23 protein-coding genes are annotated in these 26,751 nt (G+C 66.9%); 9 read left to right on the top strand and 14 right to left on the bottom strand.

Annotated elements, in window-relative coordinates:
• Positions 1-79 precede the first annotated feature (79 nt).
• The 4 genes from tynA (at position 80) to WKW79_RS13950 (ending at position 7,336) form a co-directional block, all read left to right on the top strand.
• Positions 80-2,404, top strand: a complete 2,325-nt coding sequence (gene tynA, locus WKW79_RS13965; RefSeq protein ID WP_340335766.1) for a primary-amine oxidase — start codon at positions 80-82, stop codon at positions 2,402-2,404.
• Positions 2,405-2,535: 131 nt separating this feature from the next.
• Complete coding sequence (locus tag WKW79_RS13960; protein ID WP_340336049.1) at positions 2,536-4,014, top strand: amidase; 1,479 nt, start codon at positions 2,536-2,538, stop codon at positions 4,012-4,014.
• 61 nt (positions 4,015-4,075) lie between these two features.
• Positions 4,076-5,482 (top strand): aldehyde dehydrogenase family protein, encoded by a 1,407-nt coding sequence (locus tag WKW79_RS13955; RefSeq protein ID WP_340335765.1) that lies wholly within the window; start codon positions 4,076-4,078, stop codon positions 5,480-5,482.
• A gap of 513 nt (positions 5,483-5,995) precedes the next feature.
• A complete protein-coding gene (locus WKW79_RS13950) occupies positions 5,996-7,336 on the top strand; it encodes an MFS transporter (RefSeq protein WP_340335764.1) in 1,341 nt (446 codons plus the stop codon).
• 29 nt (positions 7,337-7,365) lie between these two features.
• On the opposite strand, the gene WKW79_RS13945 is transcribed toward WKW79_RS13950, so the two are convergent.
• The 3 genes from WKW79_RS13945 to WKW79_RS13935 all read right to left on the bottom strand — a co-directional run bounded on the left by WKW79_RS13945 (position 7,366) and on the right by WKW79_RS13935 (position 9,902).
• Positions 7,366-7,542 carry a hypothetical protein gene (locus WKW79_RS13945; protein ID WP_340335763.1) on the bottom strand — a complete coding sequence of 59 codons (177 nt, stop codon included), beginning with the start codon at positions 7,540-7,542 and terminating at the stop codon, positions 7,366-7,368.
• 77 nt (positions 7,543-7,619) lie between these two features.
• A complete protein-coding gene (locus tag WKW79_RS13940) occupies positions 7,620-8,957 on the bottom strand; it encodes a tetratricopeptide repeat protein (protein ID WP_340335762.1) in 1,338 nt (445 codons plus the stop codon).
• A 30-nt stretch (positions 8,958-8,987) separates the two neighbouring features.
• Complete coding sequence (locus WKW79_RS13935) at positions 8,988-9,902, bottom strand: helix-turn-helix domain-containing protein (protein WP_340335761.1); 915 nt, start codon at positions 9,900-9,902, stop codon at positions 8,988-8,990.
• Positions 9,903-9,994: 92 nt separating this feature from the next.
• Between WKW79_RS13935 and WKW79_RS13930 the strand changes: the two genes are divergently transcribed.
• Genes WKW79_RS13930 through WKW79_RS13910 form a run of 5 tightly spaced genes read left to right on the top strand, consistent with a single transcriptional unit; the run spans position 9,995 to position 15,656 of the window.
• A complete protein-coding gene (locus tag WKW79_RS13930; RefSeq protein ID WP_340335760.1) occupies positions 9,995-10,867 on the top strand; it encodes an SDR family NAD(P)-dependent oxidoreductase in 873 nt (290 codons plus the stop codon).
• 11 nt (positions 10,868-10,878) lie between these two features.
• Complete coding sequence (locus WKW79_RS13925; protein WP_340335759.1) at positions 10,879-12,648, top strand: FAD-dependent oxidoreductase; 1,770 nt, start codon at positions 10,879-10,881, stop codon at positions 12,646-12,648.
• Positions 12,648-12,992, top strand: a complete 345-nt coding sequence (locus tag WKW79_RS13920) for an NIPSNAP family protein (RefSeq protein WP_340335758.1) — start codon at positions 12,648-12,650, stop codon at positions 12,990-12,992. Before WKW79_RS13925 ends, WKW79_RS13920 begins: the two co-directional genes overlap by 1 nt.
• Positions 12,993-13,021: 29 nt before the next feature.
• Positions 13,022-14,374, top strand: coding sequence for an MFS transporter (locus WKW79_RS13915; RefSeq protein ID WP_340335757.1), 1,353 nt, complete (start codon positions 13,022-13,024; stop codon positions 14,372-14,374).
• Between the two features lie 31 nt (positions 14,375-14,405).
• Positions 14,406-15,656: a 4-hydroxybenzoate 3-monooxygenase gene (locus WKW79_RS13910; protein WP_340335756.1), complete on the top strand. Its 1,251-nt coding sequence runs from the start codon at positions 14,406-14,408 to the stop codon at positions 15,654-15,656.
• Here the strand turns inward: WKW79_RS13910 and WKW79_RS13905 are convergent.
• The 11 genes from WKW79_RS13905 to WKW79_RS13855 form a co-directional block, all read right to left on the bottom strand.
• A complete protein-coding gene (locus WKW79_RS13905) occupies positions 15,631-16,401 on the bottom strand; it encodes a metal ABC transporter permease (protein WP_340335755.1) in 771 nt (256 codons plus the stop codon). The two genes, WKW79_RS13910 and WKW79_RS13905, sit on opposite strands and share 26 nt — an antisense overlap.
• Positions 16,398-17,318, bottom strand: a complete 921-nt coding sequence (locus tag WKW79_RS13900) for a metal ABC transporter substrate-binding protein (protein WP_340335754.1) — start codon at positions 17,316-17,318, stop codon at positions 16,398-16,400. The genes WKW79_RS13905 and WKW79_RS13900 overlap by 4 nt, the downstream gene beginning before the upstream one ends.
• 18 nt (positions 17,319-17,336) lie before the next feature.
• On the bottom strand, positions 17,337-18,827 hold the full coding sequence (locus tag WKW79_RS13895) for a porin family protein (RefSeq protein ID WP_340335753.1): 1,491 nt from the start codon (positions 18,825-18,827) through the stop codon (positions 17,337-17,339).
• A gap of 78 nt (positions 18,828-18,905) precedes the next feature.
• On the bottom strand, positions 18,906-19,259 hold the full coding sequence (locus tag WKW79_RS13890) for a hypothetical protein (RefSeq protein WP_340335752.1): 354 nt from the start codon (positions 19,257-19,259) through the stop codon (positions 18,906-18,908).
• A gap of 218 nt (positions 19,260-19,477) precedes the next feature.
• Positions 19,478-19,915, bottom strand: a complete 438-nt coding sequence (locus WKW79_RS13885) for a GNAT family N-acetyltransferase (RefSeq protein ID WP_340335751.1) — start codon at positions 19,913-19,915, stop codon at positions 19,478-19,480.
• Entirely contained in the window at positions 19,908-21,314 is a 1,407-nt protein-coding gene (locus tag WKW79_RS13880; RefSeq protein WP_340335750.1) for an amidase, read from the bottom strand. Before WKW79_RS13880 ends, WKW79_RS13885 begins: the two co-directional genes overlap by 8 nt.
• A gap of 115 nt (positions 21,315-21,429) precedes the next feature.
• The gene (locus WKW79_RS13875; protein WP_340335749.1) at positions 21,430-22,920 is read right to left on the bottom strand and encodes an ABC transporter substrate-binding protein; all 1,491 of its coding nucleotides are present in this window, start codon (positions 22,918-22,920) and stop codon (positions 21,430-21,432) included.
• A gap of 51 nt (positions 22,921-22,971) precedes the next feature.
• Entirely contained in the window at positions 22,972-23,784 is an 813-nt protein-coding gene (locus WKW79_RS13870; RefSeq protein ID WP_340335748.1) for an ATP-binding cassette domain-containing protein, read from the bottom strand.
• Positions 23,781-24,770, bottom strand: a complete 990-nt coding sequence (locus WKW79_RS13865; protein WP_340335747.1) for an ABC transporter ATP-binding protein — start codon at positions 24,768-24,770, stop codon at positions 23,781-23,783. Before WKW79_RS13865 ends, WKW79_RS13870 begins: the two co-directional genes overlap by 4 nt.
• 1 nt (position 24,771) lies before the next feature.
• Entirely contained in the window at positions 24,772-25,647 is an 876-nt protein-coding gene (locus tag WKW79_RS13860) for an ABC transporter permease (RefSeq protein ID WP_340335746.1), read from the bottom strand.
• 82 nt (positions 25,648-25,729) lie between these two features.
• Complete coding sequence (locus WKW79_RS13855) at positions 25,730-26,680, bottom strand: ABC transporter permease (protein WP_340335745.1); 951 nt, start codon at positions 26,678-26,680, stop codon at positions 25,730-25,732.
• Positions 26,681-26,751: the final 71 nt, after the last annotated feature.

The following is a 26,751-nucleotide window of genomic DNA, read 5'->3' as shown; positions in this document are numbered from 1 at the left end:
TGGATAACGCCGTGGTCCCCCACGGCCCTAACCTTCGTCGCGCTGTCACTTCGACCGACGACGACCAGGAATCCACCCCATGCAAGACGTATCCGCTTCTCCTGCACTGCGCACGACCGGCCTGCGGCCGATCGGCCGGGCGCTCGCCGTGGCCTTCGGCGCCTGCGCCATCGGCGCCGCCACGCTGTGGTCCGCGCCCGCGATGGCTCATGGCGGCGCGGCCCACATGGTGCCGATGACCAAGACGATGGAAGACTTCGGCGCCAGCGTGCGCTTCGACCGCTTTTCCAACGTCTATACGATCAATCGCAATGGCACGCTGGTGCGCGTCAAGCCCGGCTCCAGGGAAGCGTTGATCAACGGCCAGCCCCTGCAACTCGATGTGCCGGTGGTGATGCGCAAGGGCGCGCCGTACGTGTCGCGCGACTTCATCAACCAGGTGTTCCAGTCGAACCTGGACAAGACCTTCGTCATCGAGCGCAAGGCCAGCCCGCTCAATCCACTGACGGAGGCCGAGATCAACGCCACCGTCGACGTGCTGAAGGCCTCGGGCAAATACCAGCCGGGTTACCGCTTCACAGAGATCACCGTGAAGACGCCGCCCAAGGACCAGATCTGGGCCTATGCGCTCGGCGGCCAGGCTGTGCAGGCGCCACGCCAGGCGAACTTCGTCATCCTCGACGGCAAGAAGGTCATCGAAGGCACGGTGGATCTCGCCGCGCGCAGCCTGACGAACTGGAAGCCCATCGAAGGCGCCCATGGCATGGTGTTGCTGGACGACTTCGAGTCGGTGCAGAAGATCATCGAGTCCAGCCCCGAATACGCGCAGGCGCTGGCCAAGCGTGGCATCAACGATGTCAAGAAGGTCTATGCCACGCCGCTGACCGTGGGCTACTTCGACGGCAAGGATGGCCTGAAGCAGGAAGACCGGCTCCTGAAGGTGGTCAGCTACGCCGACGTGGGCGATGGCAACACTTGGGCACACCCCATCGAGAACCTGGTGGCCGTGGTCGACCTGGAGCTGAAGAAGGTCATCAAGATCGAGGACTCGGGCGTGGTGCCCGTGCCGATGAAGCCCACGCCCTACGACGGCCGCGACCGCAAGCTGACGGCGCCGCCCAAGCCGCTGGAGATCACCGAGCCCGAAGGCAAGAACTACACGATCACCGGCAACATGCTGCACTGGCGCAACTGGGACTTCCACATGCGGCTCGACTCGCGCGTGGGCCTGACGCTGCAGACCGTCACCTACAACGACAAGGGCACCAAGCGCAAGATCATGTACGAGGGCTCGCTGGGCGGCATGATCGTGCCCTACGGCGATCCTGATACCGGCTGGTACTTCAAGGCCTACCTCGACTCGGGCGAATACGGCATGGGCACGCTGACCTCGTCCATCGTGCCGGGCAAGGATGCGCCGATGAACGCCGTGCTGCTCGACGCCACGCTGGCCGACTTCACCGGCAAGCCCTACAAGGTGCCGAATGCGATGGCGGTGTTCGAGCGCTATGCCGGCCCCGAGTACAAGCACAACGAGATGGGCAAGTACAACATCAGCACCGAGCGGCGCGAGCTGGTGGTGCGGTGGATCAGCACGGTCGGCAACTACGACTACATCTTCGACTGGGTCTTCGCCGAGAACGGAACCATCGGCATCAATGCTGGCGCCACCGGCATCGAGGCGGTGAAGGGCGTGAATGCACGCACCATGCAAGACCCAACCGCAAAGGAAGACACGCGCTACGGCACCCTGATCGACCACAACATCGTGGGCACCACGCACCAGCACATCTACAACTTCCGGCTCGACCTGGACGTGGATGGCGAGAAGAACTCGTTCACCGAAGTCGACCCGGTGGTCGTGCCGAACGTGCGCGGCGGACCCCGCACCAGCGCGATGGAAACGGTCACGCGCAACGTCGCGACCGAGCAGAAGGCCGCGCAGAAGTTCGACCCGGCGACCATCCGCCTGCTGAGCAACCCCGCGCGCAACAACAAGGTCGGCAACCCCGTGTCCTACCAGTTGATCCCCTATGCCGGCGGTACGCACCCGATCGCCAAGGGCGCCAACTTTGCCAAGGACGAGTGGATCAACCACCGCCTGAGCTTCATGGACCGCCAGCTCTGGGTGACCCGCTACAACCCCGATGAGTTGTTCCCTGAAGGCAAGTACCCCAACCGTTCCAACAAGGACACCGGCCTCGGTCAGTTCATCGCCGACGACCAGCCCATCGAGAACACAGACAACGTGGTCTGGCTCACCACCGGCACCACCCATGTGGCGCGTGCCGAGGAGTGGCCGATCATGCCGACGGAGTGGGTCAACGTGCTGCTCAAGCCGTGGAACTTCTTCGATGAGACGCCGACGCTGGGGCTTAACGCGCCTGCGGCCAAGGCCAAGTAAACCTACGAGGACCCAGGATGCGAGACGATACAGAGCACGCAAAGTGCCACGGCAGCTCAACCACCGGCGGCACCCAGCGCCGCGACTTTCTCAAGCTGGGCGCGGCGGCACTTGCCGCACCCTTGACCATGATGGCGCAGTCCGCGCATGCCGCGGCCAAGGGCGCCGGCGAGATCACCGGATGGACGGCGATCCAGCTTTCGCAGGCCATCCAGTCGCGCAGCGTGTCTTGCGTGGAGGTCATGACGGCCTACCTGTCGCAGATCGATCGCCTCAATCCCAAGGTCAACGCGATCGTCTCGCTCCAGGCCCGCGACGGCTTGCTGGCGCAGGCCACCGAGCGTGATGCGCAACTGGCCAGCGCCACCAAGGGCGGCCAGAAGGTCGGCTGGATGCACGGCTTCCCGCAGGCGCCGAAGGACCTGACCAACACGGCCGGCATCCTCACGACGCAGGGTTCGCCGATCCTGAAGAACAACGTGCCCAAGGCCGACTCCATCATCGTGGAACGCGCCCGCAAGGCCGGAGCGGTGCTGATCGGCAAGACCAACACGCCGGAGTTCGGCCTCGGCTCGCACACCTACAACACGGTGTTCGGCACCACGCTGAACGCCTACGACCCGACCAAGAGCGCCGGTGGCAGCAGCGGTGGTGCGGCGGTCGCGCTGGCGCTGAACATGCTGCCCGTGGCCGATGGCAGCGACATGATGGGCTCGTTGCGCAACCCGGCCGCGTGGAACAACGTCTACGGCTTCCGGCCTTCGTTTGGCCGCGTGCCATTCGGGCCGACCAACGAGGTCTTCCTGCAGCAGCTGGGCTACGAAGGTCCGATGGCGCGCAACGTGGCCGACCTGGCCATGTTCCTGTCGGTGCAGGCGGGCTTCGATTCGCGCACGCCGCTGTCCATCGACCAGGATCCGGCGATGTTCACCAGGCCCTTGCAGAAGGACTTCAAGGGCGCGCGCATCGGCTGGTTCGGCGACTTCAACGGCTACCTGCCGATGGAAGCCGGCGTGATGGACACCTGTACGAAGGCACTGAAGAACTTCGAGAGCATCGGCTGCAAGGTCGAGGCCGTGCAGCCCGAGTTCCCGATGGAGAAGCTCTGGAACACCTGGCTCGCGATGCGCGGCTTCGTCATCGCGGGCGTGGCCGGCGGCCTCTATGCCGACCCCAAGCTGCGCGCCATGATGAAGCCCGAGGCCATCTGGGAAGTCGAGAACGGCCTGAAGCTTTCGGGCGCCGACGTGTTCAAGGCGGGCGTGGATCGGTCCGCCTGGTACCAGGCGCTGAACAACCTGTTCAAGACCTACGACTACCTCGTGCTGCCGTCGGCGCAGGTGTTCCCTTTCGACGCCAAGCTCGACTGGCCCAAGAGCATCAACGGCAAGCCCATGGACACCTATCACCGCTGGATGGAAGTGGTGGTGGGCGGCACGCTCGCCGGTCTTCCGGTGCTCAACGTGCCTGCGGGCTTCGGACCCAACGGATTGCCCATGGGCCTGCAAATCATGGGCCGTGCGCAGGCCGACCTTGCCGTACTGCAAGTGGGGCATGCGTATGATCAAGCGAGCGGCTACACCTCGCGTCGTAGTCCGCTGCTGGGTTGAACGGGAGGTTCTCCCAGTGTCAGGCAATTCATTCACAAATATTGAAAAGAGAGAGACATTCATGCATCAAGCCCACATGACCATCAACGGCCGCGCTGTCACCGGCTCCGGCACTTTCGATGTCCGCAATCCTTCGACTGGCCAGGTGATCGGTACGGCGCCCAACGGCTCCGCCGCCGACCTGGAAGCCGCCGTCGCTGCTGCGCACGCCGCTTTCCCCGCCTGGTCGGCGAAGTCCGACGCCGAGTTGGCCGAAGCCTGTGTCGCCGTCACCAACAAGCTCAACGCGCATGCCGAAGAACTCGCCACGCTGCTCACGCAGGAGCAAGGCAAGCCGCTCAATGGCATGGGTTCGCGCTTCGAAATCGGCGGTGCCGGCATGTGGGCCGGCTACACCGCCGGCCTGTCGTTGCCGGTGAAGGTGCTTCAGGACAACGAGCAGGGGCGCGTCGAACTGCATCGCAAGCCCCTGGGCGTGGTCGGTTCCATCACGCCCTGGAACTACCCGGTGCTGATCGCCGTGTGGCACGTGCTGCCCGCGCTGCGCACCGGCAACACGGTGGTCATGAAGCCGTCGCCCTTCACGCCGCTGGCCACGCTGCGCATGGCCGAGTTGCTCAATGAAGTGCTGCCGGCCGGCGTGCTCAACTGCGTGAGCTGCGACGACAAGACGTCCAACCTCGGTGCGCAGATGTCGGCCCATCCGCTGATCCGCAAGATCGTCTTCACCGGTTCCACCAACACCGGCAAGCGCGTCATGGCCTCGGCCGCCGAAACGCTCAAGCGCCTCACGCTGGAACTGGGCGGCAACGATGCCGGCATCGTGCTGCCCGACGCCGACCCGAAGGCGATCGCCGAAGGCCTGTTCTGGGGCGGCTTCATCAACAACGGCCAGACCTGCGCCGCGATGAAGCGCCTCTACGTGCACGACAGCATCCATGACGACGTCTGCGAGCACCTGGTGGCCTATGCCAAGAACGTGAAGATGGGCGACGGCATGGACGAGACCAGCATGCTGGGCCCGGTGCAGAACCGTCCGCAGTTCGACATCGTCTCGCGCCTGGTGGCCGATGCGAAGAAGAAGGGCGAAGTGCTGATTGGCGGCGAGCCGGGCGACGGGCTGTTCTTCCCTGCAACGATCATCGCGGGCCTCAAGAACGGTGATTCGCTGGTCGACACCGAGCAGTTCGGCCCCGCGCTGCCGGTCATCCGCTACTCCGACGTCAACGAAGCCGTGCGTGCCGCCAATGACAGCCAGAACGGCCTGGGCGGCTCAGTGTGGTCGAGCGACGTCGAGCATGCCAAGCGCATCGCACTGCGCATGGAAACCGGCTCGGTGTGGATCAACAAGCATGGCGCGATCCAGCCGAATGCCCCGTTCGGCGGCGTCAAGCTGTCGGGTCTCGGCGCCGAGTTCACGGAAGACGGCATGAAGGAATACACCGACGGCCAGGTGATCTTCAGCTGATGCATCGGCCCTGGGGAAAGCCCGGGGCCTTGCGATCCCTGCTAACCGTCGCGCGCATTGCGCGACGGCTCGGTCAAAACAACAACAAGACTGGGAGACAGACATGTACGTGCAATTCGTGAGCGATGCGTCACGGGGACCGCGGGTCTTGCGACAAGGCCGCGCAGTTCGCATCCATTCCGAGCATCGCGATCAGCGTTCGGCCTCCGCCGGGGCCATGAACAAACCCCAGGCCCACAGCCTGTTCCCCTGTTGTCCATCATTGGAATCCGCTTGGTCGCCGCAACGGCGACGTGCCCCGCTGGCATAGGCGCGATTCCCTTCCCCACGCCTTCCGGACTCCGTTGATGGAGTCGCCTCGGTCGCTCGGCAACGAGCGACCCGGCTTGCCCTGCGCCTGCGCACGGGCGGCGGCCGCCATCCCGCGGCCCGCCCGCACACCAATCCCGGGCGCCCTTCGGCGTCCTCATGAAACGACCGCCGAGGGGCGGCACAAACTCAAGGAGAGATCGAGTGAACTCAAGTGCGACAGTGGCACCGGCGAGCCCGCCCACGGCGGCCGAGCTTGGACGAGTGGAGGCCGTGTACAAGAAGGTCGGATGGCGATTGCTGCCGGTCCTGCTGGTGTCCTACATGATCGCGTACCTCGACCGGGTCAACGTCGGTTACGCGCAATTGGGCATGAAGCAGACGCTGCCCTGGAGCAACGAGGTCTACGCGCTGGGCGCGGGCATGTTCTTTGTCGGCTACCTGATCTTCGAGGTGCCCAGCAACCTGATCCTGGTGAAGATCGGGGCGCGCAAGACGATGCTTCGCATCATGGTGCTCTGGGGCCTGGCGGCGGCGGGCATGATGTACGTCACCACGCCGATCGAGTTCTACATCATCCGCTTCATCCTCGGTGCCTGCGAAGCGGGTTTCTTCCCGGGCGTGATCCTGTACTTCACTTTCTGGTACCCATCGGTGCGGCGTGGGCAGGTGATCGCGATCTTCATGTCCGCGACGGCGCTCATCAGCGTGGTGGCGGGGCCGATCTCCGGCGCGACGCTCAAGTACATGGACGGCATCAATGGCTGGCACGGCTGGCAATGGATGTTCCTGACCCAGGGCTTGCCTGCCGCCTTGCTGGGCATCACCCTGTACCTGTGGCTCGACGACAAGCCGGAGCAAGCCAAGTGGCTGACCGACGCCGAGAAGAACCTGCTGCGCTACAACCTGGAGTCCGATACGGACAAGAGCGCCAATGCCGGTCATTCGCTGGGCGCGGTGCTGCGTGACCCGCGCGTCTATGTCTTTGCAGCCTCGTACTTCATGCTGCTGGGAAGTGCCTACACGATCGTCTTCTGGCTGCCCACGCTGATCCAGAGCTGGGGTGTCAAGGATCTGTTCCTGGTCGGCCTGCTGGCGGCCATCCCGAACTTCTTCGGCGTGATCGCCATGGTGCTGGTCGGTCGCCACTCGGACCGGACCGGTGAACGCCGCATGCACTACATGACGTGCTGCATCGTGATCGCCATGGGCCTGGGCATCACGACCCTCACCACGGGCAGCATCTGGGCTTCGCTCGCGGCGCTCTCGATCGCGACGGCCGGCATGACCAGCGCGACGCCGCTCTTCTGGACGGCGGTGACCGAGTACCTGCCGAAGTCCGCAGCGGCCGGCGGCATCGCGTTCATCAGCAGCCTGGGCGCCTTGGGACCGGCTGTCTTCCCTTCGATCAATGCGGCCATCGTCAAGGCGACGGGCAGTCCCAACGCCAGCATGTATGTCGTGATGGTCGTCTACTTCATCTGCGGCTCGCTGTTGGTTGCGGCGGTGGGCTCGAAGAAGAAGATTGCTGCCGAGGCCCATTGAGGTTGCGGGAGGCGGGTGCTGGCCGAGGGTCAGCCCGCTTCGTCGGCCGCCGGGTCTTCCGGCTGATGGAGCTTCTTGTTGCGCACCTGCTTCATCATCGCTTCCCCTTCGACGTCCTTGCCGTCGGAGGGGATCGATTCTTCCTGCGTAAGCTCCGGTTCTTCGTTGTTGCCCGGCTTGGTGCGCGAAGTTTCGCTGGGGGTCATGGCGGTCTCCTGATAGTGGACAGCCAGCCTGCAATCGTTGCCGAGGCTGGGGCCTCGGCGGAACGCTTCAAGCGCCGTCAGTGTACGCCGACGCCCGACAGGCCCAGGGCTCGGTAGACCGCTTCCGTCTGTCGTCGCAGACGCAGCGATTCCGGCTGCCCATTCAGCTGCCGTTGCAGCACCCCTTGCGCGCCGGTGAGTGCGGCTTCGATGCCGCTGCGCACCAGCGCATCGAGGTAGACCTGCTCGAACACGTCGCGCTGTGCGTGGCTGCCCCCGATCTCGATCAACCTTGGCAGGGCCAGGCCCAGCCCTTCGATGGCGCCCGCGTGGTCGCCGCGTGCATGGGCGCGCAGCCCGTGCGCGGCCGGCACGCACACGCGCTCCCATGCGGCGCGGGTCGAGCCCGGCGCATGTGGGGCATGGGCGTCGATGTTGTGCAGCAGCGTGTCTGCCTCGGGCCGACCGGCGCGGGCGAGGCCATAGAGGTATTGCAGGTCGAGGAAAGGCAGGACGTGATCGTCTGTGCGCTGCGCCAGATGGTCGGCCAGATCCTGCCAGCGATCGCCGACGTCGATGCCGGCAAGTTCGAAGCGCGCCAGCAGCGATGCCGCGCCGATCTGATCCTGAGAATAGGCCTTGACCACGCCCCAGACCTGCGTGTCGTAGACGGCGAGCGCCTCGGTATCGTGGCCCAGGTCGATGAGAAAGAGTGCGACGTGCCACCAGTTGTGCGTGACCATGAATGAGTTCAGGCCGGTCCAGGTGTCGCTGACCTCGCGCATGAAGCCAAGGCCTTCCGAGAGGCGGCCTTCGGTGAGCATCACATGGCCCAGCGCGTGATGGGCCCAGGGTTCCTTGCGACGCATGGCGATGGCGCGGCGTGCGCTGGCCTCGGCCTCTCGCATCAGGTGACATTGCTCGTAGCCGAAGGCGGCCATGCCGTGCACGTAGGACACGTCGGCGGATGCCTGCAACGTGGCCAACGCGATGCGCAGCATGCCCGGGCAGTCGCCGACGTTGAAGCAGTGGTATTGGCCCAGCTTGAGCGAGGCGAGGTCGCGCGGAAACTCGTGTGCCTGTTCCTCGTGCAGCCGGATCGCCTGCGCGATGTCGCCGGCCACCCATGCTGCCACCGCCGCGATGAAGCGCTTTTCACGCGGCGTGGCCCGTGCGACGCCGGACTGTGCACGCGCGACGAAGGGCCGCGCGTTGGCCACCGCGTCGCGTGACTCCGCGAACATGTGCAGCGCCGCGCAGTACGCCTGCACGATCGGGCTCGTGTCCTGCGCCACCGACAGCACGTTCACCGCGCGCGCCTCGCAGGAGATGAAGCCCATGACGAAATCGTCGACCGCGCGCACGCTGGCGGCGTCGCTCAGGCTGAGGGGGTTGCCGAGGCTGTCGGTGTGCATCGATGCATTGTGCCGCTGAGGGCCTGACCCTCACGCGCCCGCCAGCTCGCGCCGCGCGTTGGCCCTGAATTCCGTCGGCCGCAACCCGGTCTGCTTCTTGAAGAACCGGCCGAAGTAAGCCTCGTCCTCGAAGCCCAGTTCGGCCGCGACCTGCTTGATGCTGAGCGATGAATAGACGAGCTCGCGCTGCGCCTCGTGCACCACGCGCGCGTTGATCGCGTCCAGCGTCGACATGCCCATCACCTCGCGGCACAGGCGCGTGAGCTGGCCGGCGGTCACGCCGAGTTCACTGGCGTAGCGCTCCACCGGCACGCGCTCGCGGCAATGCTCGTCGAGCAGCGCACGGAAGCGTTCCACCTGCAAGGCCTTGCGCGTTCGCGGCACATCGTCCTCTTCCGCGCGCGCTGAAGTCTCGCTGATGCGCGCGATCTGCACGAAGAGCGCCACCATCAACGCCATGCCCGCCGCGACCTGGCCTTGCGTGTGCGTGGCGGCTTCGCGCTCGATGGCATCGAAGAGCGGCATCAGCGATTCGGCATGGCGACTGGTCGGGTCGACGTGCAGCACGGTCGGCTTGCGGATGTGCTGCAACAGCTCTGGCGATGCGGTGGCGGCGAGCGATTCGAGCGGGCGCTGCGCCGCCGTGACCACCGGCCCGTCGACGTCGCCGATGGTCCAGTGAAAGCCGTGCACCGAGTGTGCCGGCGCAACGATGAGGCAGGGCGTCTGCAGCGTCCACTTGCGCCCGTCGATGAAGGTCTCGCCACCGCCGCTGATCGGGTACAGCACCTGGATCAGCGCGTCGTGGAAGTGCGGCTCGATCTCCCAGTTGTGCAGGCCGGAGCGCTCGGGAATGCGCTCGAAATGGACGAGATCGCGCCAGGTCGGCTGCGCCTGCGTGCCGTACAGCGCGAAGTTGGGGACGCTGGTCATGCCGGAAGTCATGCACGAATTGTCCTGTTCTTGGCCGCCTTTGTCGATTGAGGGAAAGCCGCCGCGAGAGGACCATTCGCTCACCCGATCACAGGAGACAAGACATGATTTCAACGAACGGCATCCACCCGGATCGCCACCCCATTCCACCCATCCGATTCGAATCGTCCGGCCACTGGCTGGCCCTCGAAGGGAAGGTCTGCGTCGTCACCGGCGCGGGCAGCGGCATCGGCGCGGCCATTGCGCGCGGCCTGGCGGAAGTCGGCGCGAAGGTCGCGCTGCTCGACCGCGATGTCGAAGCGGCCGAGCGCGTGGCGGCTTCGCTGCGCGACGACGGTGCCACAGCGCTGGCCGTGGGCTGCGACGTTGGCGATGAAAGCGCGGTGGTTGCCGCGGCAGCGACGGTGCGGCGCGAACTCGGCCCGTGCGCAGCGCTGGTCAACAACGCCGGCCTGCTGCGCGCCGGCAGCCTCGACACCGTGTCGGTCGCCGACTGGAACGCGGTGCTCGCGATCAACCTCACCGGCTACCTGCTGTGCGCCCGTGAGTTCGGCCGCGCGATGGTCGAATCGGGCGAGGGCAGCATCGTCAACGTGGCTTCCGTGTCGGCGCTGCACCCGCAGACGCGCAGCGGCGCCTACAGCCCGAGCAAGGCGGCGGTGCTGCTGCTGTCGAAACAGATGGCGGCCGAGTGGGGTCCGCAGGGCGTGCGCAGCAATGCGGTCTGCCCCGGAATGATCCGCACCGCGCTGTCCGCGAAGTTCTACGAGGAACCCGGCTTCGAAGCGAAGCGCGCCGCCGTCACCGCGAGCCGGCGCGTCGGCGAACCGGTGGACATCGCCAACCCGGCGATCTTCCTGGCGAGCCCGCGCTCGGCCTATCTCAACGGCGCCGAACTGGTCGTCGACGGTGGCCTCGGCTGCATGTTGATGGACATGGTGCCGCGCCCCGGTTTCAACCACACGGCCACGGCCTGAAGGAGCACGCGATGTCCAATGATTTCGAATGCGACGTGTTGGTGATCGGCTCCGGCGCGGCCGGCCTGGCCACCGCGATCACGGCACGCAAGCGCGGGCTCGACGTGGTGGTGATCGAGAAGGAAGCGGTGTTCGGCGGCACGACGGCGCTGTCGGGCGGCGTGCTGTGGATTCCGATGAACCACCACGGCCGGAAGCAAAACCCAGCCGACACGCGCGAGGCGGTGCGCGACTACATGGTCCAGCAGACCGGCCGGCACTTCGAGGCCGAGGCCGTCGAGTGCTTCCTCGACAACGGCCCGCGCATGGTCGAGTTCTTCGAGCGCGAGACCGAGGTGAAGTTCGTGCCGACGATGTACCCGGACTATCACCCGGATGCGCATGGCGGCGCCGACGTGGGTCGTTCGATCCTCGCTGCGCCCTATGACATCCGCGGCCTCGGCAAGGACATGGCGCGACTGAAGCCGCCGCTGAAGACCATCACCTTCATCGGGATGATGTTCAACTCGTCGAACGCGGACCTGAAGCACTTCTTCCGTGCGACGAAATCGCTGACCTCCTTCGTGTATGTGGCGAAGCGGCTGGCCACGCATATCAAGGAGCTGGCGCTCTACAAGCGCGGCATCAATGTGACGAGCGGCAATGCGCTTGCCGCGCGGCTGGCGACGTCGGCGCTGGACCTGGGCATTCCGATCCTCACGAGCACGCCCGCCAAGGAGATCCTGATGGAGCGCGGCAAGGTGGTCGGTGCGCGCGTCAGCAGCGAAGGCGGCGAGCGGCGCATCACGGCGCGCAAGGGCGTGGTGCTGGCCTGCGGTGGTTTTCCGCACGACATCCAGCGCATCGCCAAGGCCTATCCACATGTGGCGCGTGGCGGCGAGCATGTGTCGCCTACGCCGGTCGGCAACACGGGCGACGGTGTGAACATGGCCGAAGCGCTGGGGGCCGTCGTCGACATCCGATTCGAGGACAGCTCGGCCTGGATGCCGATCTCGCGCGTGCCTTACGCGAATGGCGAGGTCGGCGTGTTCCCGCACCTGCTGGATCGCTACAAGCCCGGCGTGATCGGCGTGCTGCAGGACGGACAGCGCTTCACCAACGAGTCCAACTCGTACCACGACGTCGGTGCCGCGATGATCCGCGCCTGCAAGGGTCGCAAGGACACGGCGATGTGGCTGGTCTGCGACAAGACAGCGCTCGCGAAGTACGGCCTGGGCTATGCGAAGCCCGCACCGATGCCCACCGGCCCGCTGGTGCGCAACGGCTATCTCCTCAAGGGCCGCACGCTGGCCGAACTCGCGGCCAACGCAGGCATCGACGCGGCCGGCCTGGAGCGCACGGTGCGCGAGTACAACGCTGGCGCGGTCGAAGGCAGGGACACGCAGTTCGGCCGCGGCACGACCTCGTTCAACCGCTACCTCGCCGACGCGGAGCACAAGCCCAACCCTTGCGTCGCACCGGTCGCGACCGGACCGTTCTACGCGGTCAAGGTCGTGATGGGCGACCTCGGCACCTTCGACGGCATCCGCACCAGCGTGGTCGGCGAAGTGCTCAAGCGCGACGGCTCGGCCATCGAAGGCCTCTATGCCGTCGGCAACGACCGCCAGAGCATCATGGGCGGCAACTACCCCGGCGCGGGCATCACGCATGGGCCGAACATGACCTTCGGCTTCGTGACGGGCAAGCACCTCGCGGACAAGGCGGAGGCGCGTGCGGAGCCCGCTCGCATGGCACCAAAGCGCGCCGCAAGCCGCGTCGAAGAACTCAGCGAGGCCCTGTGATGAACGCCCTCGCCAAACCCCTGGTCGACCACCGCGTCTACACGATCGCGCTGCGCAAGATGGGCGAATTCATCGAGGTGTTCGACCGGCTCGCGATGCCGATCCTGCTGGAGACGCTCGGCCATCCGATCGGCTTCCACACCAGCATGGTCGGGCCGCAGAACCAGTTCGTGCACTTGTGGGGCTACGACAGCCTCGCGGACTACGAAGCGCGCTGCAAGGCCCGCGATGCGCACCCCGGCTTCGCGGCCTACCTGGCCGCATCGGAACACCTGATCGTCGCGCAGGAAACGCGGCTGATCCGCAGCGTGGCGCTGCCGAGCGTTCATCGCATCAAGACCTGAATCAATGCATACACACAACGGAGACAAGCATGAAACTCAACATCGACGTCGCGGACTTCATCAACAGCCGCCGCATCTCGCCCTACCAATGGATGATCCTCGTCATCACCACGCTCATCGCGGCGGTGGACGGGTTGGACGTGGCGATCATTTCGTACCTGATCCCCAGCCTCTCGCATGACTGGGGCCTGCCCAAGGCCGCCTTCGGCCAGGTGATCGGTGCCGGCCTCTTCGGCGTGGCGATCGGCGCGCTGACGGTGGGGCCGTTGTCCGACCGCAAGGGCCGCAAGACCGTGATCCTGCTGGCGCTCGCGCTGTGCGCCATCGGCACCTTCGGCTGCGCGTGGTCGCACTCGATCCTGGAGATGACGGCATGGCGCTTCATCACCGGGCTGGGCCTCGGCGCGGCGCTGCCCAATGCCACGACGATCCTGGCCGAGTACAGCCCGGAGCGCCATCGGGCCCGGCTGATTGCGGTGATGTTCGTCGGCTTCTCGCTGGGCGCTGCGAGCGCGGGCTTCGCGGCCGGCTGGCTGCTGCTGCTGATCGGCTGGCACGGCATGCTGGTGCTCGGCGGTGTGCTGCCGACGCTGTGCGCCCTGCTGGTGTGGGCGGTGCTGCCGGAGTCGGCGCGCTTTCTGGTCGTGAAGGGCGCGCCTGCGGAACGCGTCGCCCGCATCCTTTCGCGCATCGGCCAGTTGCAGACCGGCCATGACATCCGCTTCACGCTGCCAGAACTCCAGGGCGTGCAGCATTCGTCCATTGCCGGCTTGTTCAAGGGCGGCCTCGGGCTGGGCTCCGCGCTGCTGTGGCTCGCCTATTTCATGGGCCTGCTCGTCTACTACCTGCTCACGAGTTGGCTGCCTTCGCTGATCGTGCAGACCGGCCAGCCGATCGCGATGGCGGCGGTGGTCTCGGCGATGCTGCTGGTCGGCGCCTCCACCGGCACGCTGCTCATGGGCTGGCTCATGGACAAGGTGCGGCCGACGCTCATCGTTGCGGCGGGATTCGTCTTCGGTTCGCTGCTGCTGGTGCATGTCGGCCGAGGCCTCGATTCATTCCTCGAACTCGAGGTGTGCGTGTTCTTCGCGGGCTTCTTTGTCAGCGGTGCGCTGTCCTCGATGAACACGCTGGCGGCCGTCTTCTATCCCACGCAGAGCCGTGCCAGCGGCGTGAGCTGGATGCTGGGCATCGGCCGCTTCGGCGGCATCCTGGGCGCGATGGGTGGCGGCTGGCTGCTCGGCGCGGGCTGGGACATCAGCCGCATCTTCATGGCGCTTGCCGTGCCCACTTTGCTGGCCGGTCTGGCCCTCGGCTTCAAGTGCCTGCGCTATCGCGAAGTGCATGAACGCGCGGCCGGCGATGTCGTCGGCGCCCACTGAACCCTATCCGTCAAACCAAGGAGACATTCCCATGATCAAGACCAGAACCCAAGTCGGCATCGTCGGTGCCGGTCCCGCAGGCCTGCTGCTCTCGCACATCCTGCACCTGCACGGCATCGAGTCCATCGTGCTCGAACGCCAGGGCCGCGATGACGTCGAGGCCATCATCAAGGCCGGCGTGCTCGAACAGGGCACGGTGGACCTGATGAACGAGATCGGCGCTGGCGAACGCATGATGAAGGAGGGCCTGCGCCACGAAGGTATCGTGCTGCGCTTCGATGGCCGCGACGAGCGCATCGACCTCGCGGAACTCACCGGTGGCAAGGCCGTGAAGATCTATGCGCAGCACGACGTCATCAAGGACCTGATCCAGGTGCGCCTGGCCACCGGCGGCGACATCCGCTTCCATGCGAAGGACGTGAGCGTGCACGATCTGGAAGGCGCGCAACCGAAGATGCGCTACCGCGACGCCGATGGCACCGAACACGAGATCAGCTGCGACTTCATCGCCGGCTGCGACGGCACGCAGGGCATCAGCCGGCCGTCCATTCCCGCCGACAGGCTGGAGGTGTCGCAACGGCTCTATCCCTTCGGCTGGTTCGGCATCCTCTGCGAGGCGCCGCCCTCGTCGGACGAGCTGATCTATTCGATGCACGAGCGCGGCTTCGTGCTGGTCAGCACGCGTTCGCCCGATGTGCAGCGCATGTACTTCCAGTGCTCGCCGACCGAGAAGGTGGCCGACTGGTCCGACGACCGCATCTGGGCCGAATTCCGCGCCCGCCTCAGGACGCGCGACGGCTGGGAACCGAAGGAAGGCAAGATCTTCAGCAAGACGGTGATCGGCATGCGCAGCATGGTGGTCGAGCCGATGCGCCACGGCAAGCTGTTCCTGGCCGGCGACTCCGCGCACGTGGTGCCGCCGACCGGCGCCAAGGGCCTGAACCTGGCCGCATCGGATGCGCAGATCCTGGCCCGTGCGCTCACCGAGTTCTACCAGCGGCGCAGCAGCGACCTGCTCGACCAGTACTCGGACATCGCGCTCAAGCGCATCTGGAAGGCGACGCGCTTCTCCTGGTGGATGACCTCGATGATGCACAGCTTCCCCGGCGCCGACAGCTTCCAGCACAAGCTGCAGGTGTCCGAGCTCGACTATGTGACCCGCTCGCGCGCCGCGGCCGCGGCGCTGGCGGAGAACTATGTCGGCCTGCCGATCGAGTGGCCTGCGTCGACTGCGAAGCGCAGCCGCCCGGCGATCATCAAGCCGGCGTTGCAGCCGGCCTGATCGCCAGCGAGCCCACCAGTCCGCAAGCGGCCAGGGTCCAGACGATGACGGCGCCGGAGGGCAGGTCGAGCACGGCGGACAACGCCAGGCCCAGGCCGTACCCGACGGCGCCGATCCCATAGGCCAGCCAGAGGCGTTTCGGCCCCGAATGGCCCAGTGTGCCCAGCGCCGGAATGATCAGGCTGGAGAACACCAGGTACACACCCACCAGTTGCACCGAGGCCGTCACCGCCAGCGCGAATACGCCGTAGAAGCCGAAGCGCCCCAAGCGCGCAACCCAGCCCAGGCGCAACGCGAGCAGCAACACCGCCGACACCCCCCCCAACCACATCAGTTGCGTCGTGTTGACCCACAGGATCTGCCCCACCAGCAGGTCCTTCAGATGCTCCCCGCCATGCGGATTGCTCGCCAGCAGCACGATGCCGGCGCAGGCGGCGAGGATGAACATGACGCCGATCAGCGCCTCCTGCTGCTTCGGCGCGCGCCGCTCCGTCCAGGTCAGCAGCCACGCGCCGAGCAGGGCGGCGGTCACCGCGGCGGCCTGCACCGCCACACCGCCCTCGGGCAGCCCGAGCGCATCCCCCGCGATCACGCCCAGCCCCGCGATCTGCGCGATGGCCAGGTCGATGAAGACGATGCCCCGGTCCAGCACCTGCATGCCCAGCGGAACATGCGTCGCCAGCACCAGCAGCCCCGCGACCAGCGCGGGCCCGAGGATGCTCCAGTCGAGCGCGTTCCAGTTCAAGGCTTGGCTCCAGCGGCGAGCAGGCGCGCCACTGTGTCGTCGAAGAGTCCGAACAGGTCCTTGGCGCCATCGGTGCCGCCCACGGTGAAGGGCAGCTTGACGGCAGGTATGCCGGCGTTCTTGCTGAGCCAGTCGGATGGGCGCGAGTCCTGGTAGGCGCCGTAGATGACCATGCGCGCCGGTGTGCCCTTGAGCGCGGCCTGCACTTCCTGCAAGTGAGAGGCGGTCGGCTCCACGCCCGGCTTTGGCTCCAGCACCGCGACCTGCTTCAGGCCGAGCCAGTCGTAGAGATAGACGAAGGCGTTGTGCTGTGACACCACCGGCGCGCCCTTGAGCGGCGCCGCCTTGGTCGACCAGCCCGCCATCGCCGTCTGCCAGCGCTGCGAGAAGTCGGCGGTGGCCTTGGCATAGTCGGCCGCATGCGCCGCGTCCACCTGCTGAAGCCGCGCACCCAATGCCGTTGCGACAGCTGCGATGTTGCGCGGGTCGGTCTGGATGTGCGGGTTGCCGGCCGCATGCACGTCGCCCTGCGAGCGGTCGACGGTGGACGGCACCTCGAGCTTGCGCACGAAGTCGGCCGCCGCGAAGTTGCCGGGCTGCCCCGGCTGGATCTTCGGATTGCCGGCCTGTTGCAGCAGGATGGGCAGCCAGCCGATTTCGAGTTCGGCGCCGGTGCACACGACCAGGTCGGCGTTGCGCGCGCGCGAAATCAGGCTGGGCTTGGCCTGGATCTGGTGCGGGTCCTGCAAGGCGTTGGTGGCGACCGTCACGTCGACGTTGCTGCCGCCGAGTTCCTGCGCCAGCGCGCCCCATTCGGGTTCGCAGGCAAACACGCGCAGGGCTGCGCCGGCCGGCGAAGCGAGCAGGAGCAGCGGCGCCGCAAGCGTCGCCAGGAGGATTGAGCGATTCAGTTTCATGTCGTTCTCCGGGTCAGGTCAGTAGCTGTGGGCGCCATGCGCGCCGAGGCTCATCTGGTATTGCAGCGAGATCTGGTTGTCAGGCTTGCCCTCACGCGCGCGGTCCTGCGCGAACTGCAGGCGGATGCGCGAGAACTCGCTCGGGTTCCAGTCCAGCATGATCGAGTTCTTCTTCGCCCGGTAGGCGGTTCCCACCAGCCCGGTATCGAGGCCGAAGGATGGCGTCCCGGGGTCCAGGCGTTCCGTGCGCAGGCCGATGCGCCAGTTCGGCATGAACTGGTAGACCCCTTGCAGGTACCAGCCGGACTGCGTCACGTTGTAGGGGCTGGGCAGGGCGCCGTCTGCGCCCAGGACCATGCTGCCATCGCGCTGGCTGCGCAGGTATTCGCCTTGCAGCTTGAAGTTGGTGCGCGTCGCGTTGCCGTTCGGCGCCCACTTCCAGACGCCGTCCAGCACATACACGCGCGAGTTGCCGGTGAACTGGCTGGCGAAGGGCATGCCCGCGCCGTCGAAGCTCGTCAAGGCCTGGTCGCTCGCCTTCGCATTGAGCATCGAGATGCCCGCACGCCAGGAGTTGCTCACGCCGATGTCGCCGCCGGTGTGGGCGTACAGGGCGTACATGCCGGCGCCGTTGGCGTCCCTGTCGCTGCCGGGGAAGGTGCGGCCCCGGCCCAGTTCCGCGCCCAGTTCGAGGTACTGGTCGATGGGTGCGATCCACTTTAGTTGCACGCCGTCGTCGCCGTACTGCGTGCCGAGCATGGCCTGGTAGGCCAGCGGCGCATCGACGAAATCCCAGGTGTGGGCATGCTGCGGGTTGAGGTAGCCGATGCCCGAGAAGAAGCGGCCGCCCTTGAGCGTGAAGCCCTTGCCCAGCGCAGTGGTCTCGACGAAGGCTTCCTCGATCGACACCGAGTTGTCCGCGGCGACCGAGATGTTGGCGGCACCGCGGAACCACGGATCGACGCTGGCGGAGAAGCCCAGCTCGGTTTCGCCGAGGCTGAAGTTGCGCGTGCCGGGGCCGATCTCCGCGCCGGGCGGCAAGGGGAAGCCGGTGATGCGGTAGTCCGCGGGGTCGCGCGTGGTGCGGGTGTAGCCGCCGGAGAGGATCAGCGAGAGGGCGGGGTTGAAGGAACTGGCGCCGCCTCCACTCGATGCAACCGCCGCAGGTGCGGCGGAGTTGGCAGGCGTGGCCTGTGGCGCGGGCTGGGCCACCGTGGTCGGTGGTGACCAGGTGCCCGTGCCGGTCGCGGTGATGTCCGCAGTGGTGGTTGTGGCGGCCGGCGTGGCAGTGGCTGGCGCGGTCGCCTTCGCGGTCGCCGTGCTCGGCACCGACGCGGCGGCTTCGGCCGACTTGACGCGCTGCTCCAGCGCTTTCAATCGGGCTTCGTAGTCGGCGCGCATCGCCTTCATTTCTTTTTGCAGTGCGCGCACATCGGAGGTGGTGTCGGCCATCGCGCCGATCGGAAGGGACAAGGCGAGCGCGAGGCTCGCCGGCAAGAACTTGGGCATGAAAAAAAGGCTCCCGGCAAATACGTCGAAAGCACCCGGCTGCCATTCAGGCGGCTCGGGCGCTACTTTGAGAAAAAGTCAACGCAGGGAGGCAGGGGGAGCGCGGCCTTGGTAGGCCAGCGCGAGGATGTTCTCGCGCAGGTTGTCGAAGGCCGGCTGCGGCGCTTCGGAGGGGGCTGCCGGGGGCAGCGCCAGGGAGGGCAGGCTGGCGGCCAGGGCACCGCCGGCAATGGCGCCGGCCGTGACGCACAGATCGCAATGCAGCGCGTGGTTCGCGGCCTTGTGGTCGTCCGCCAGCGCGACCGCGTCGCTCGCGTGCGACAGCAAGTGCGAGGTGGCAGCCACCTGCGCGACCGGCAGCAACAGCACGAGCCACAGCAGCCACGCGAGGTGGCGCGGCGGGCGCGAGCGGAGGAATTGGGCGGCAGGCATGGGCGAGGGGCGAATCTTAGCCGGTCGATCTTGCGCCGCCGCGCGGGGGACGGCAAGGCTAGCTTGCGGATTGCGCACAAGTCGACTGCACGACTCGCGCGGCGGCATGGTCTGGGGCCGCAAAAGGGGGTGAACAGCTCTGGCGCTTGCTGGCGCATGGCAGCGAGGCGCGCGAGGGCGGGCTGGCGACGGGGTAGGCCGGGGGCCGGCCAAAGGCGTCAGCGCAAGGTCTTCTTCATGAAGGCCAGGTAGTACTCGCTCGCGTACTGATCGATCCGCGCGAACTCCTCATAGCCCTGCTTCAGGTAGAACCCGCGCGCCTGCCATTCGAAAGTTTCCAGCTTGACGTTGCGCGCGCCCAGTTCCATCGCCCGCGCCTCGACCTGCGCGAGGAGCCGCGAGCCCAGGCCTCGGCCGCGTGCGTCTTCCGCGACCCACAGCACGTCGATCTGCAGCCAGTAGAGAAACACATAGGCGCGCACGCCACCCACCACGTGGCCGTCTGCGTCCTTTGCGTTCAGGCGAATCGACTGCTGTTCCGGATACTCGCCGACGAAGCCGTAGTTGAACGCGCGCAACTGGCGTCCGACGAAGCCGGAGCGGACCTCTTCCTCCGTGGCTTCCAGGATGGTCAGTTCTGAGGCCTGCTCAGGCACCGGGCGGCTCCGGCCAGGGGCGCTGCACTTCGCGGATCTGCTCGAAGGCCCGCGCCACGCGGAGCACGCCCAGGTCGTCGAAGCGCTGCCCCGCGATCTGAAGGCCGATCGGCAGGCCGCCCGCGCTGTAGCCGCAGTTGATCGACGCGGCGGGTTGCTCCGACATGTTGAAGGGCACGGTGAAGCCGATGTGTTCCAGCGGACGCAACGGGTCGTTGGTCGGCGATGCGTCCTCGGCCGGTGCGGGCATGTTGGGCGAGACGGGCGAGATCACGTAGTCGAACTTTGAACAGGCCGAGACAGCGGCCACGCGCGTCGCATGGAACTGGCTGAAGGCGCGGAACACATGCTCGCCGCTGAAGCCGGCCGAGCTCTCGGCCCATTCGCGGATGTAGGGCAGCACCTTCGCGCGCTGATCCGCCCGCAGTGCCTGCATGTCAACGTGCGAGCGCATGCGCCACAGGTGGTCCATGCCGTCCAGCATCGACTGCGTCATGAAGGGCCGCATCGGCTCCACGATGGCGCCGGCCGCTTCGAAGAGGCGCGCGGCGTGCTCGACCGCCGCCTGGATCTCCGGGTCGACTGGCAGGCCGCAGCCCGCGTCGAGCAGCAGGCCGATGCGCAGGCCCTTCAGGTGGTCGGCGCCGACCTCGTGGCTGGCCCAGTCGATGTCGTTCGGCGGCAGGTTCATGCTGTCGCGTGCGTCGGGGCGGGAGAGCACCTGCATCATCAGCGCGCTGTCGCCGACGGTGCGCGTCATCGGTCCGGCCGCGCGGCCCATGTAGGGCGGGTCGATCGGGATGCGGCCCAGGCTCGGCTTGAGCGTGAAGATGCCGCACCAGCCGGCAGGCAGCCGCAGCGAGCCGCCGATGTCGGTGCCCACATGCAGCGGCCCGTACCCGGCGGCAGCCGCAGCGCCCGCGCCTGCGCTGGAGCCGCCTGGTGTGAGCGCCAGGTCCCAGGGATTGCGCGCCAGCGTGTGGAAGCTCGACAGGCCCGAGGACAGCATGCCGTAGTCGGGCATGGTGGTCTTGCTGAAGAACACGGCGCCGGCCTCGCGCAGGCGCGCGGCCGGCGGTGCATCGAGCGCGGCCGGCTTCAGGTCCACCGCGGCGGTGCCCGCGGGCAGCGGATCGCCGCGCGTCGCGATGTTTTCCTTGATGGTGACCGGCACGCCATCCAGCGGGCCGAGCGGCGCGCCGCTGCGCCAGCGTGCCTCGGAGGCCCGGGCCTGCTCCAGCGCGGCTTCCGGGCGAAGCAGGTAGGTGGCCTGGAGGTGCGGCTCCCAGCGTGCGACATGCGCCAGCACGTCCTGCGTGACTTCGACGGGCGACAGCTTGCCGTCCCGGTATGCCGCCACCAATTCAACCGCCGAAGCGGCATGCAATCCGTTGTTCATTCAAGCCCTGGCAGTGCCCTTGTGTCAGATCAACGCGGCGCCGGGCTTGCCGGGCCGCATGTGCTGCCCCGCGGAGCGCAGCGCCTTGGCTGCGGCACCCGGGAGCGAGGCAGGTTTACCAACTCATCGCCGACAGGTCATTGACGAAGATCGGGCTTTCCTTCCACAAGCCCTTCACGCCCTTCTTTGCCACGCTCGGAAACTGCGGCTGGTACAGGAAGCCGTTGGCCGCATCCGTGGCCAGCAATTTCTGCGCATCACCCAGCAGCTTGGCGCGCTCGGTGGCATTGCCGGTCTGCTTGATCTTGTCGTAGAGCGTGCTGAAGGCCTTGGAGTCGTAGCCCCAGTAGTAGTCGGGCTTGGCATAGTTGCCGAGGTCGAAGGGCTCCACGTGCGACACGATCGTGAGGTCGTAGTCGTGCGGGCCGCCGTAGGTGTTGCTGAGCCACTGCGCCCATTCCACGTTCTGGATCTTCACGTTGATGCCGATCTTGGCCAGCTGCGCCGCGATCACCTCGCCGCCCTGGCGCGCATAGGGCGGCGGGGGCAGCGTCATGGTGAGTTCCAGCGGCGTCTTGACGCCGGCCTCGGCCAGCAGCTTCTTCGCTTTCTCGATGTCGAAGGGATTGATGCCGGTGGTGTCGACGTACCCTTCCGCGCCTGGCACGTAGTGGCTGCCGATGGGCACGCCAAAGCCGTCGGCGGCGCCCTCGACCACGGCCTTGCGATCGATCGCCGCCAGGATCGCGCGGCGCACGCGCACGTCGTCCAGCGGCTTCTTCTTGCTGTTGATCGCCAGGATGGTCTTGGCGCGCGAACCGCCGTTGATGACCTGGAACTGCGGGTTGTTCTTGAACTGCGCGATGGCACGCGTGCCCATGGGCTTGAACACGTCGACGTCGCCGGCCATCAGCGAGGCGGCCTGTGCCGCAGTGTCCGAGATGAAGCGGAAGGTCACCTTCTTCAGCTTGGCCTCGTTCGGGTTGCGGTAGCCGTCCCACTTGCTCACGACGAGCGAGGAGCCCTTGGCCCAGCTGTCGAGCTTGTAGGGGCCGGTGCCGACCGGCTTGGTGGCGTTGGTGTCGGCGCTCTTGGGCTCGACGATGATGGCCGTCGCCTGGCCCAGCAGGAAGGGCAGATCGGGGTCGATCTCCTTGTTGATCAGCACCACGGTGTTCTCGTCGGTCACCTGCGTGCTGAGGTTCGCGAAGGTGCGCTTGTCCTTGTTGGTGCTCTTTTCGCCGCCGGCGCGGTCGAAGGAGAACTTGACGGCTTGCGCATTGAAGGGCTCGCCGTTCTGGAACTTGACGCCGCGGCGGAGCTTGAAGGTGTAGGTCTTCAGGTCGGGCGAGACTTCCCAGCTCTCGGCCAGCAGCGGCGTGACCTTGCCGTCGGCGTTGATCTTGGTCAGCGTCTCGTAGATGTTGTAGAGCGTGACCTCGGCAATTGCGGACGCCGCGTTGGCCGTCGGGTCCAGGCCCGGCGGCTCCAGCGTCATGCCGACGACCATCGAATCCTTGCGGCCCTGCGCCAGCGCAAACTGCGGCGCTGCGGTGGCCAGCGCGGCCATGGCGGTGGACGTGAGAACGGTGCGGCGATTCAGCATGGTCGGCAACTCCAGGAGAAGAAGAAAGATTGCAAGGAAGAATACGTTACATCAACTCACGATCGGCGGCTCGGCGCGCGGCACCGCGGCGAGCAGGGCCTGCGTATAGGGGTGTTCGGCATGGGCGAACAGGTGCTGCGGCGCACCGCGTTCCACCACCAGGCCGCGGTGCAGCACGCAGACCTCGTCGCACAGGTGGTTGACCACCGCCAGGTCATGGCTGATGAGCAGGTAGCTGATGCCGAACTGCTGCTGCAGGTCCTGCATGAGGTTGAGAACCTGGGCCTGGACCGAGACATCGAGCGCGCTCACAGGTTCGTCGGCCACGATGAGCTTGGGCCGTGTGATCAGCGCGCGGGCGATCGCGATGCGCTGGCGTTGGCCGCCAGAAAACTCGTGTGGGTACTTGTCGAGGTCGCTGGTGCGCAGGCCGACAGCGGCGAGCGACTCGCTGGCGCGCTGGCGTTGCTCCGCGCGGCTGGTCTCGGCCAGGGCTTCGAGCGGCTCGGCCACGATGCGCGCGACGGTCTGGCGCGGGTCGAGCGAACCGTAAGGGTCCTGGAACACCATCTGCACATCGCGCCGCGCGGCGCGCAGTTCATCGCGCGGCAAGGCGTGCAGGTCGCGTCCCTCCAGCTTGACCTTGCCGGAGGTGGGTCGGTCCAGCGCCATCACCAGGCGCGCGATGGTCGACTTGCCCGAGCCCGATTCGCCGACGATGCCCATGCTGCGCCCCGGCTGCACGCTGAAGCTCACGCCGTTGAGTGCCTTCACGGTCGGCGGCGGGCCGAACAGTTTCTCGCGCGGGAGCTCGTAGTGGCGCACCAGGTCGGTGACTTCCAGCAGTGGCGCTTCTACCGTCATGCCTGAACCGCCGTGGCTGCGATGACCTCGTCGAGGCGGATGCAGCGCACCTCGTGCGCATGCCGCATCTGCATCGCCGGCGGACGGGTCGTGTGGCAGGCATCGACCGTGAAGCTGCAACGACCGGCGAAGGGGCACCCGGCCGGCAGGTCTACCAGTTCGGGCACGCTGCCCCGGATCGTCGCCAGCCGTGCGCCACGCGGCGCGCCCAGCGCCGGCCGCGCCGCGAACAGGCCTTGCGTGTACGGATGCGCGCGCTCGGCGAACACGGTCGCGGTCGGGCCGCTTTCCACGATGCTGCCGCCGTACATCACCAGCACCTTCGACACGCTCTGCGCAATCACTCCGAGGTCGTGCGAAATCAGGATCAAGGCCATCCCGCGCTCCGCCACCAGACCCTTGATGAGGTCGAGGATCTGCTTCTGGATGGTCACGTCGAGGGCGGTCGTCGGCTCGTCGGCGATCAGCAGGTCCGGCCCGCAGGCCAGCGCCATCGCGATGCCGATGCGCTGCCGCTGCCCGCCCGAGAACTGGTGCGGATAGGCATCCAGCCGCGACGCCGCATCCGGAATGCCCACGCGCTCCAGCAACGCGAGCACCTCCTTGCGCGCGTCGGCGGACGACAGCCCGCGGTGCAGGCGCAGCGGCTCCCCGACCTGGCGCACGATCGTGTGCACAGGATTCAGCGCCGTCATCGGCTCCTGGAAGATCATGCCGATGCGATCGCCCCGGATGTCGCACATCTCGCGCTCGTCCAGTCCCACAAGTTCCTTACCTTCGAAGCGAATGCTGCCCGTGACCTTGGCGTTCGACGGCAACAGCCCCATCAGCGACTGCACCGTGATCGACTTGCCGCAGCCCGACTCGCCGACGATTCCCATCGTCTCGCCACGTTCCAGCGTGAAGCCGATGCCGCGCACGGCCTCGGCCGGACCGCCCTGGGTTTGCAGGCCGATGCGGAGGTTGTCGACTTCGAGCAAGGGCATGTCAGCGTGCCCTCGCCAAACGAGGGTCGAGCAGGTCGCGCAGGCCGTCGCCCAGCAGGTTCAGGCCCAGCACTGCCAGCACGATCGCCATGCCGGGCCAGACGGCGAGCAGCGGAGCCTGGTACATGAGAGTCTGCGCCTCCGTCAGCATGCGGCCCCACGAGGGTTGCGGCGGCTGCGTCCCCAGGCCCAGGTAGGAGAGGGCGGCTTCGGCCAGGATCGCAATGGCGAAGCGGATGGTGATCTGCACGATCAGCACCGCCGAGATGTTGGGCAACACATGCTGCATCGTGATCGCGAAGCTGCCCTTGCCGCAGGCGCGCGCCGCCGCCACGTACTCGCGCGACCAGATCGCATTGGCCGAGGCCCGCGTGATGCGCGCGAAGGTCGGGATGTTGTAGATGCCGATCGCGATGATCGCGTTCACGATGCCCGCGCCGAACACCGCCGTCAGCATGATGGCCGACAGGATCGCGGGGAAGGCCAGCGAGAAGTCGGTCAGCCGCATGATCGCTTCTTCCAGCCAGCCGCGCTTCGCCGCCGCGAGCAGGCCCAGCGCGGTACCCACCACCAGGCCGATACCGACCGCGATCACCCCCACCAGGATGGACGCCCGCGCGCCCACCAGCAGCAGCGAGGCAACGTCGCGCCCGTAGGCATCGGTGCCCAGCCAATGCGAAGCGGACGGCCCCTGCAGCTTGTTGGCGATGTCCATCTCGTAGGGCGACCACGGCGTCCACACGAAGGAGATGCCCGCGGCCAGCAGCAGCATCAGGCTTAGCACGGCGCCGATGGCAAAGCTGCGATGGTGAACGGCGCGACGCCAGAACCCGGGCACAGTGAGCGCCGCAGCGCTCGGAACGATGACCGCGCTCATTTCAGCCCCCACGCTCGGCACTTCGTGTCCTCGCTGCCCCCCGAGGGGGTGCGAGCTTGCTCGGGGCGGCCCAGCGCTGCGCTCATATGTCCGAAGCCTTGATCCGCGGATCGATCACCGCATACAGCACGTCGACCACGAAGTTCACGATGACCACCATGGCCGCGAGCAGCATCACGCAGTTGCGCACCACGATCAGGTCGCGGTTGCTGATGGCCTGGAAGATCAGGCGGCCCAGGCCGGGCAGGTAGAACACGCTCTCGATCACGATGGTGCCGGCCAGCAGTTCCGAGAACTGCAGGCCCATCACCGTCACGACCGGAATCATCGCGTTGCGCAGCACATGGCCCCACAACACCGCGCGTTGCGACACGCCCTTGGCCCGTGCCGTGCGCACGAAGTCCTCGCGCATCACCTCGAGCACGGCCGAGCGCGTGATGCGGGCGAGGATCGCCGCCTGCACCACGCCCAGCGAGAGCGCCGGCAGCAGCAGGGCCTTGAGCCCGGGCAGGATGCCGTCATCCCACCCGTCGAAGCCACCGGCCGAGAACCATTGCAGCGTCTTCGCAAACACCAGGATCAACAGGATCGCGAACCAGAAGTTCGGAATCGCGATGCCCACCTGCGTCAGTCCCATGAGCCCCACGTCGCCCAGCTTGTTGTGCCGCGCCGCCGCCGTCACGCCCACCAACAGGGCCAGCACGGTGGTGAAGGCCATCGCCATCAGCGCCAGTGGCACGGTCAGCGTGAGCCGCTCCAGGATCAGGTCCAGTACCGGCGAGCTGTAGGCATAGCTGTTGCCCAGGTCGCCCTGCAGCATCCCGCCGATCCAGTGCCAGTACCGCACCCAGCCGGGCTGGTCGATGCCCAGCTTGTGTGCCAGCGCGGCGACGGCTTCCGGTGCGGCATCCGGGCCCATCAGCAGTTGCGCAGCATTGCCCGGCAGGATTTCCAGCACCCCGAAGACAATGATCGAAGCCCCGATCAGCGTGGCGATCAGGGTCAGGACGCGCTTGAAGAGAAACAGGCTCATGGGGCGGGGCGCAGCATAACCCGAGGATGCAACGACTGTTCCAGGGGCTTTTGCCCGCGACGGATAATCGC

This window comes from Variovorax robiniae (genome assembly GCF_037889955.1).
GTDB lineage: Bacteria > Pseudomonadota > Gammaproteobacteria > Burkholderiales > Burkholderiaceae_C > Variovorax > Variovorax robiniae.
The sequence above is the reverse complement of the archived record's forward strand: the minus strand, read 5'-3'. Positions and strand labels throughout refer to the sequence as shown.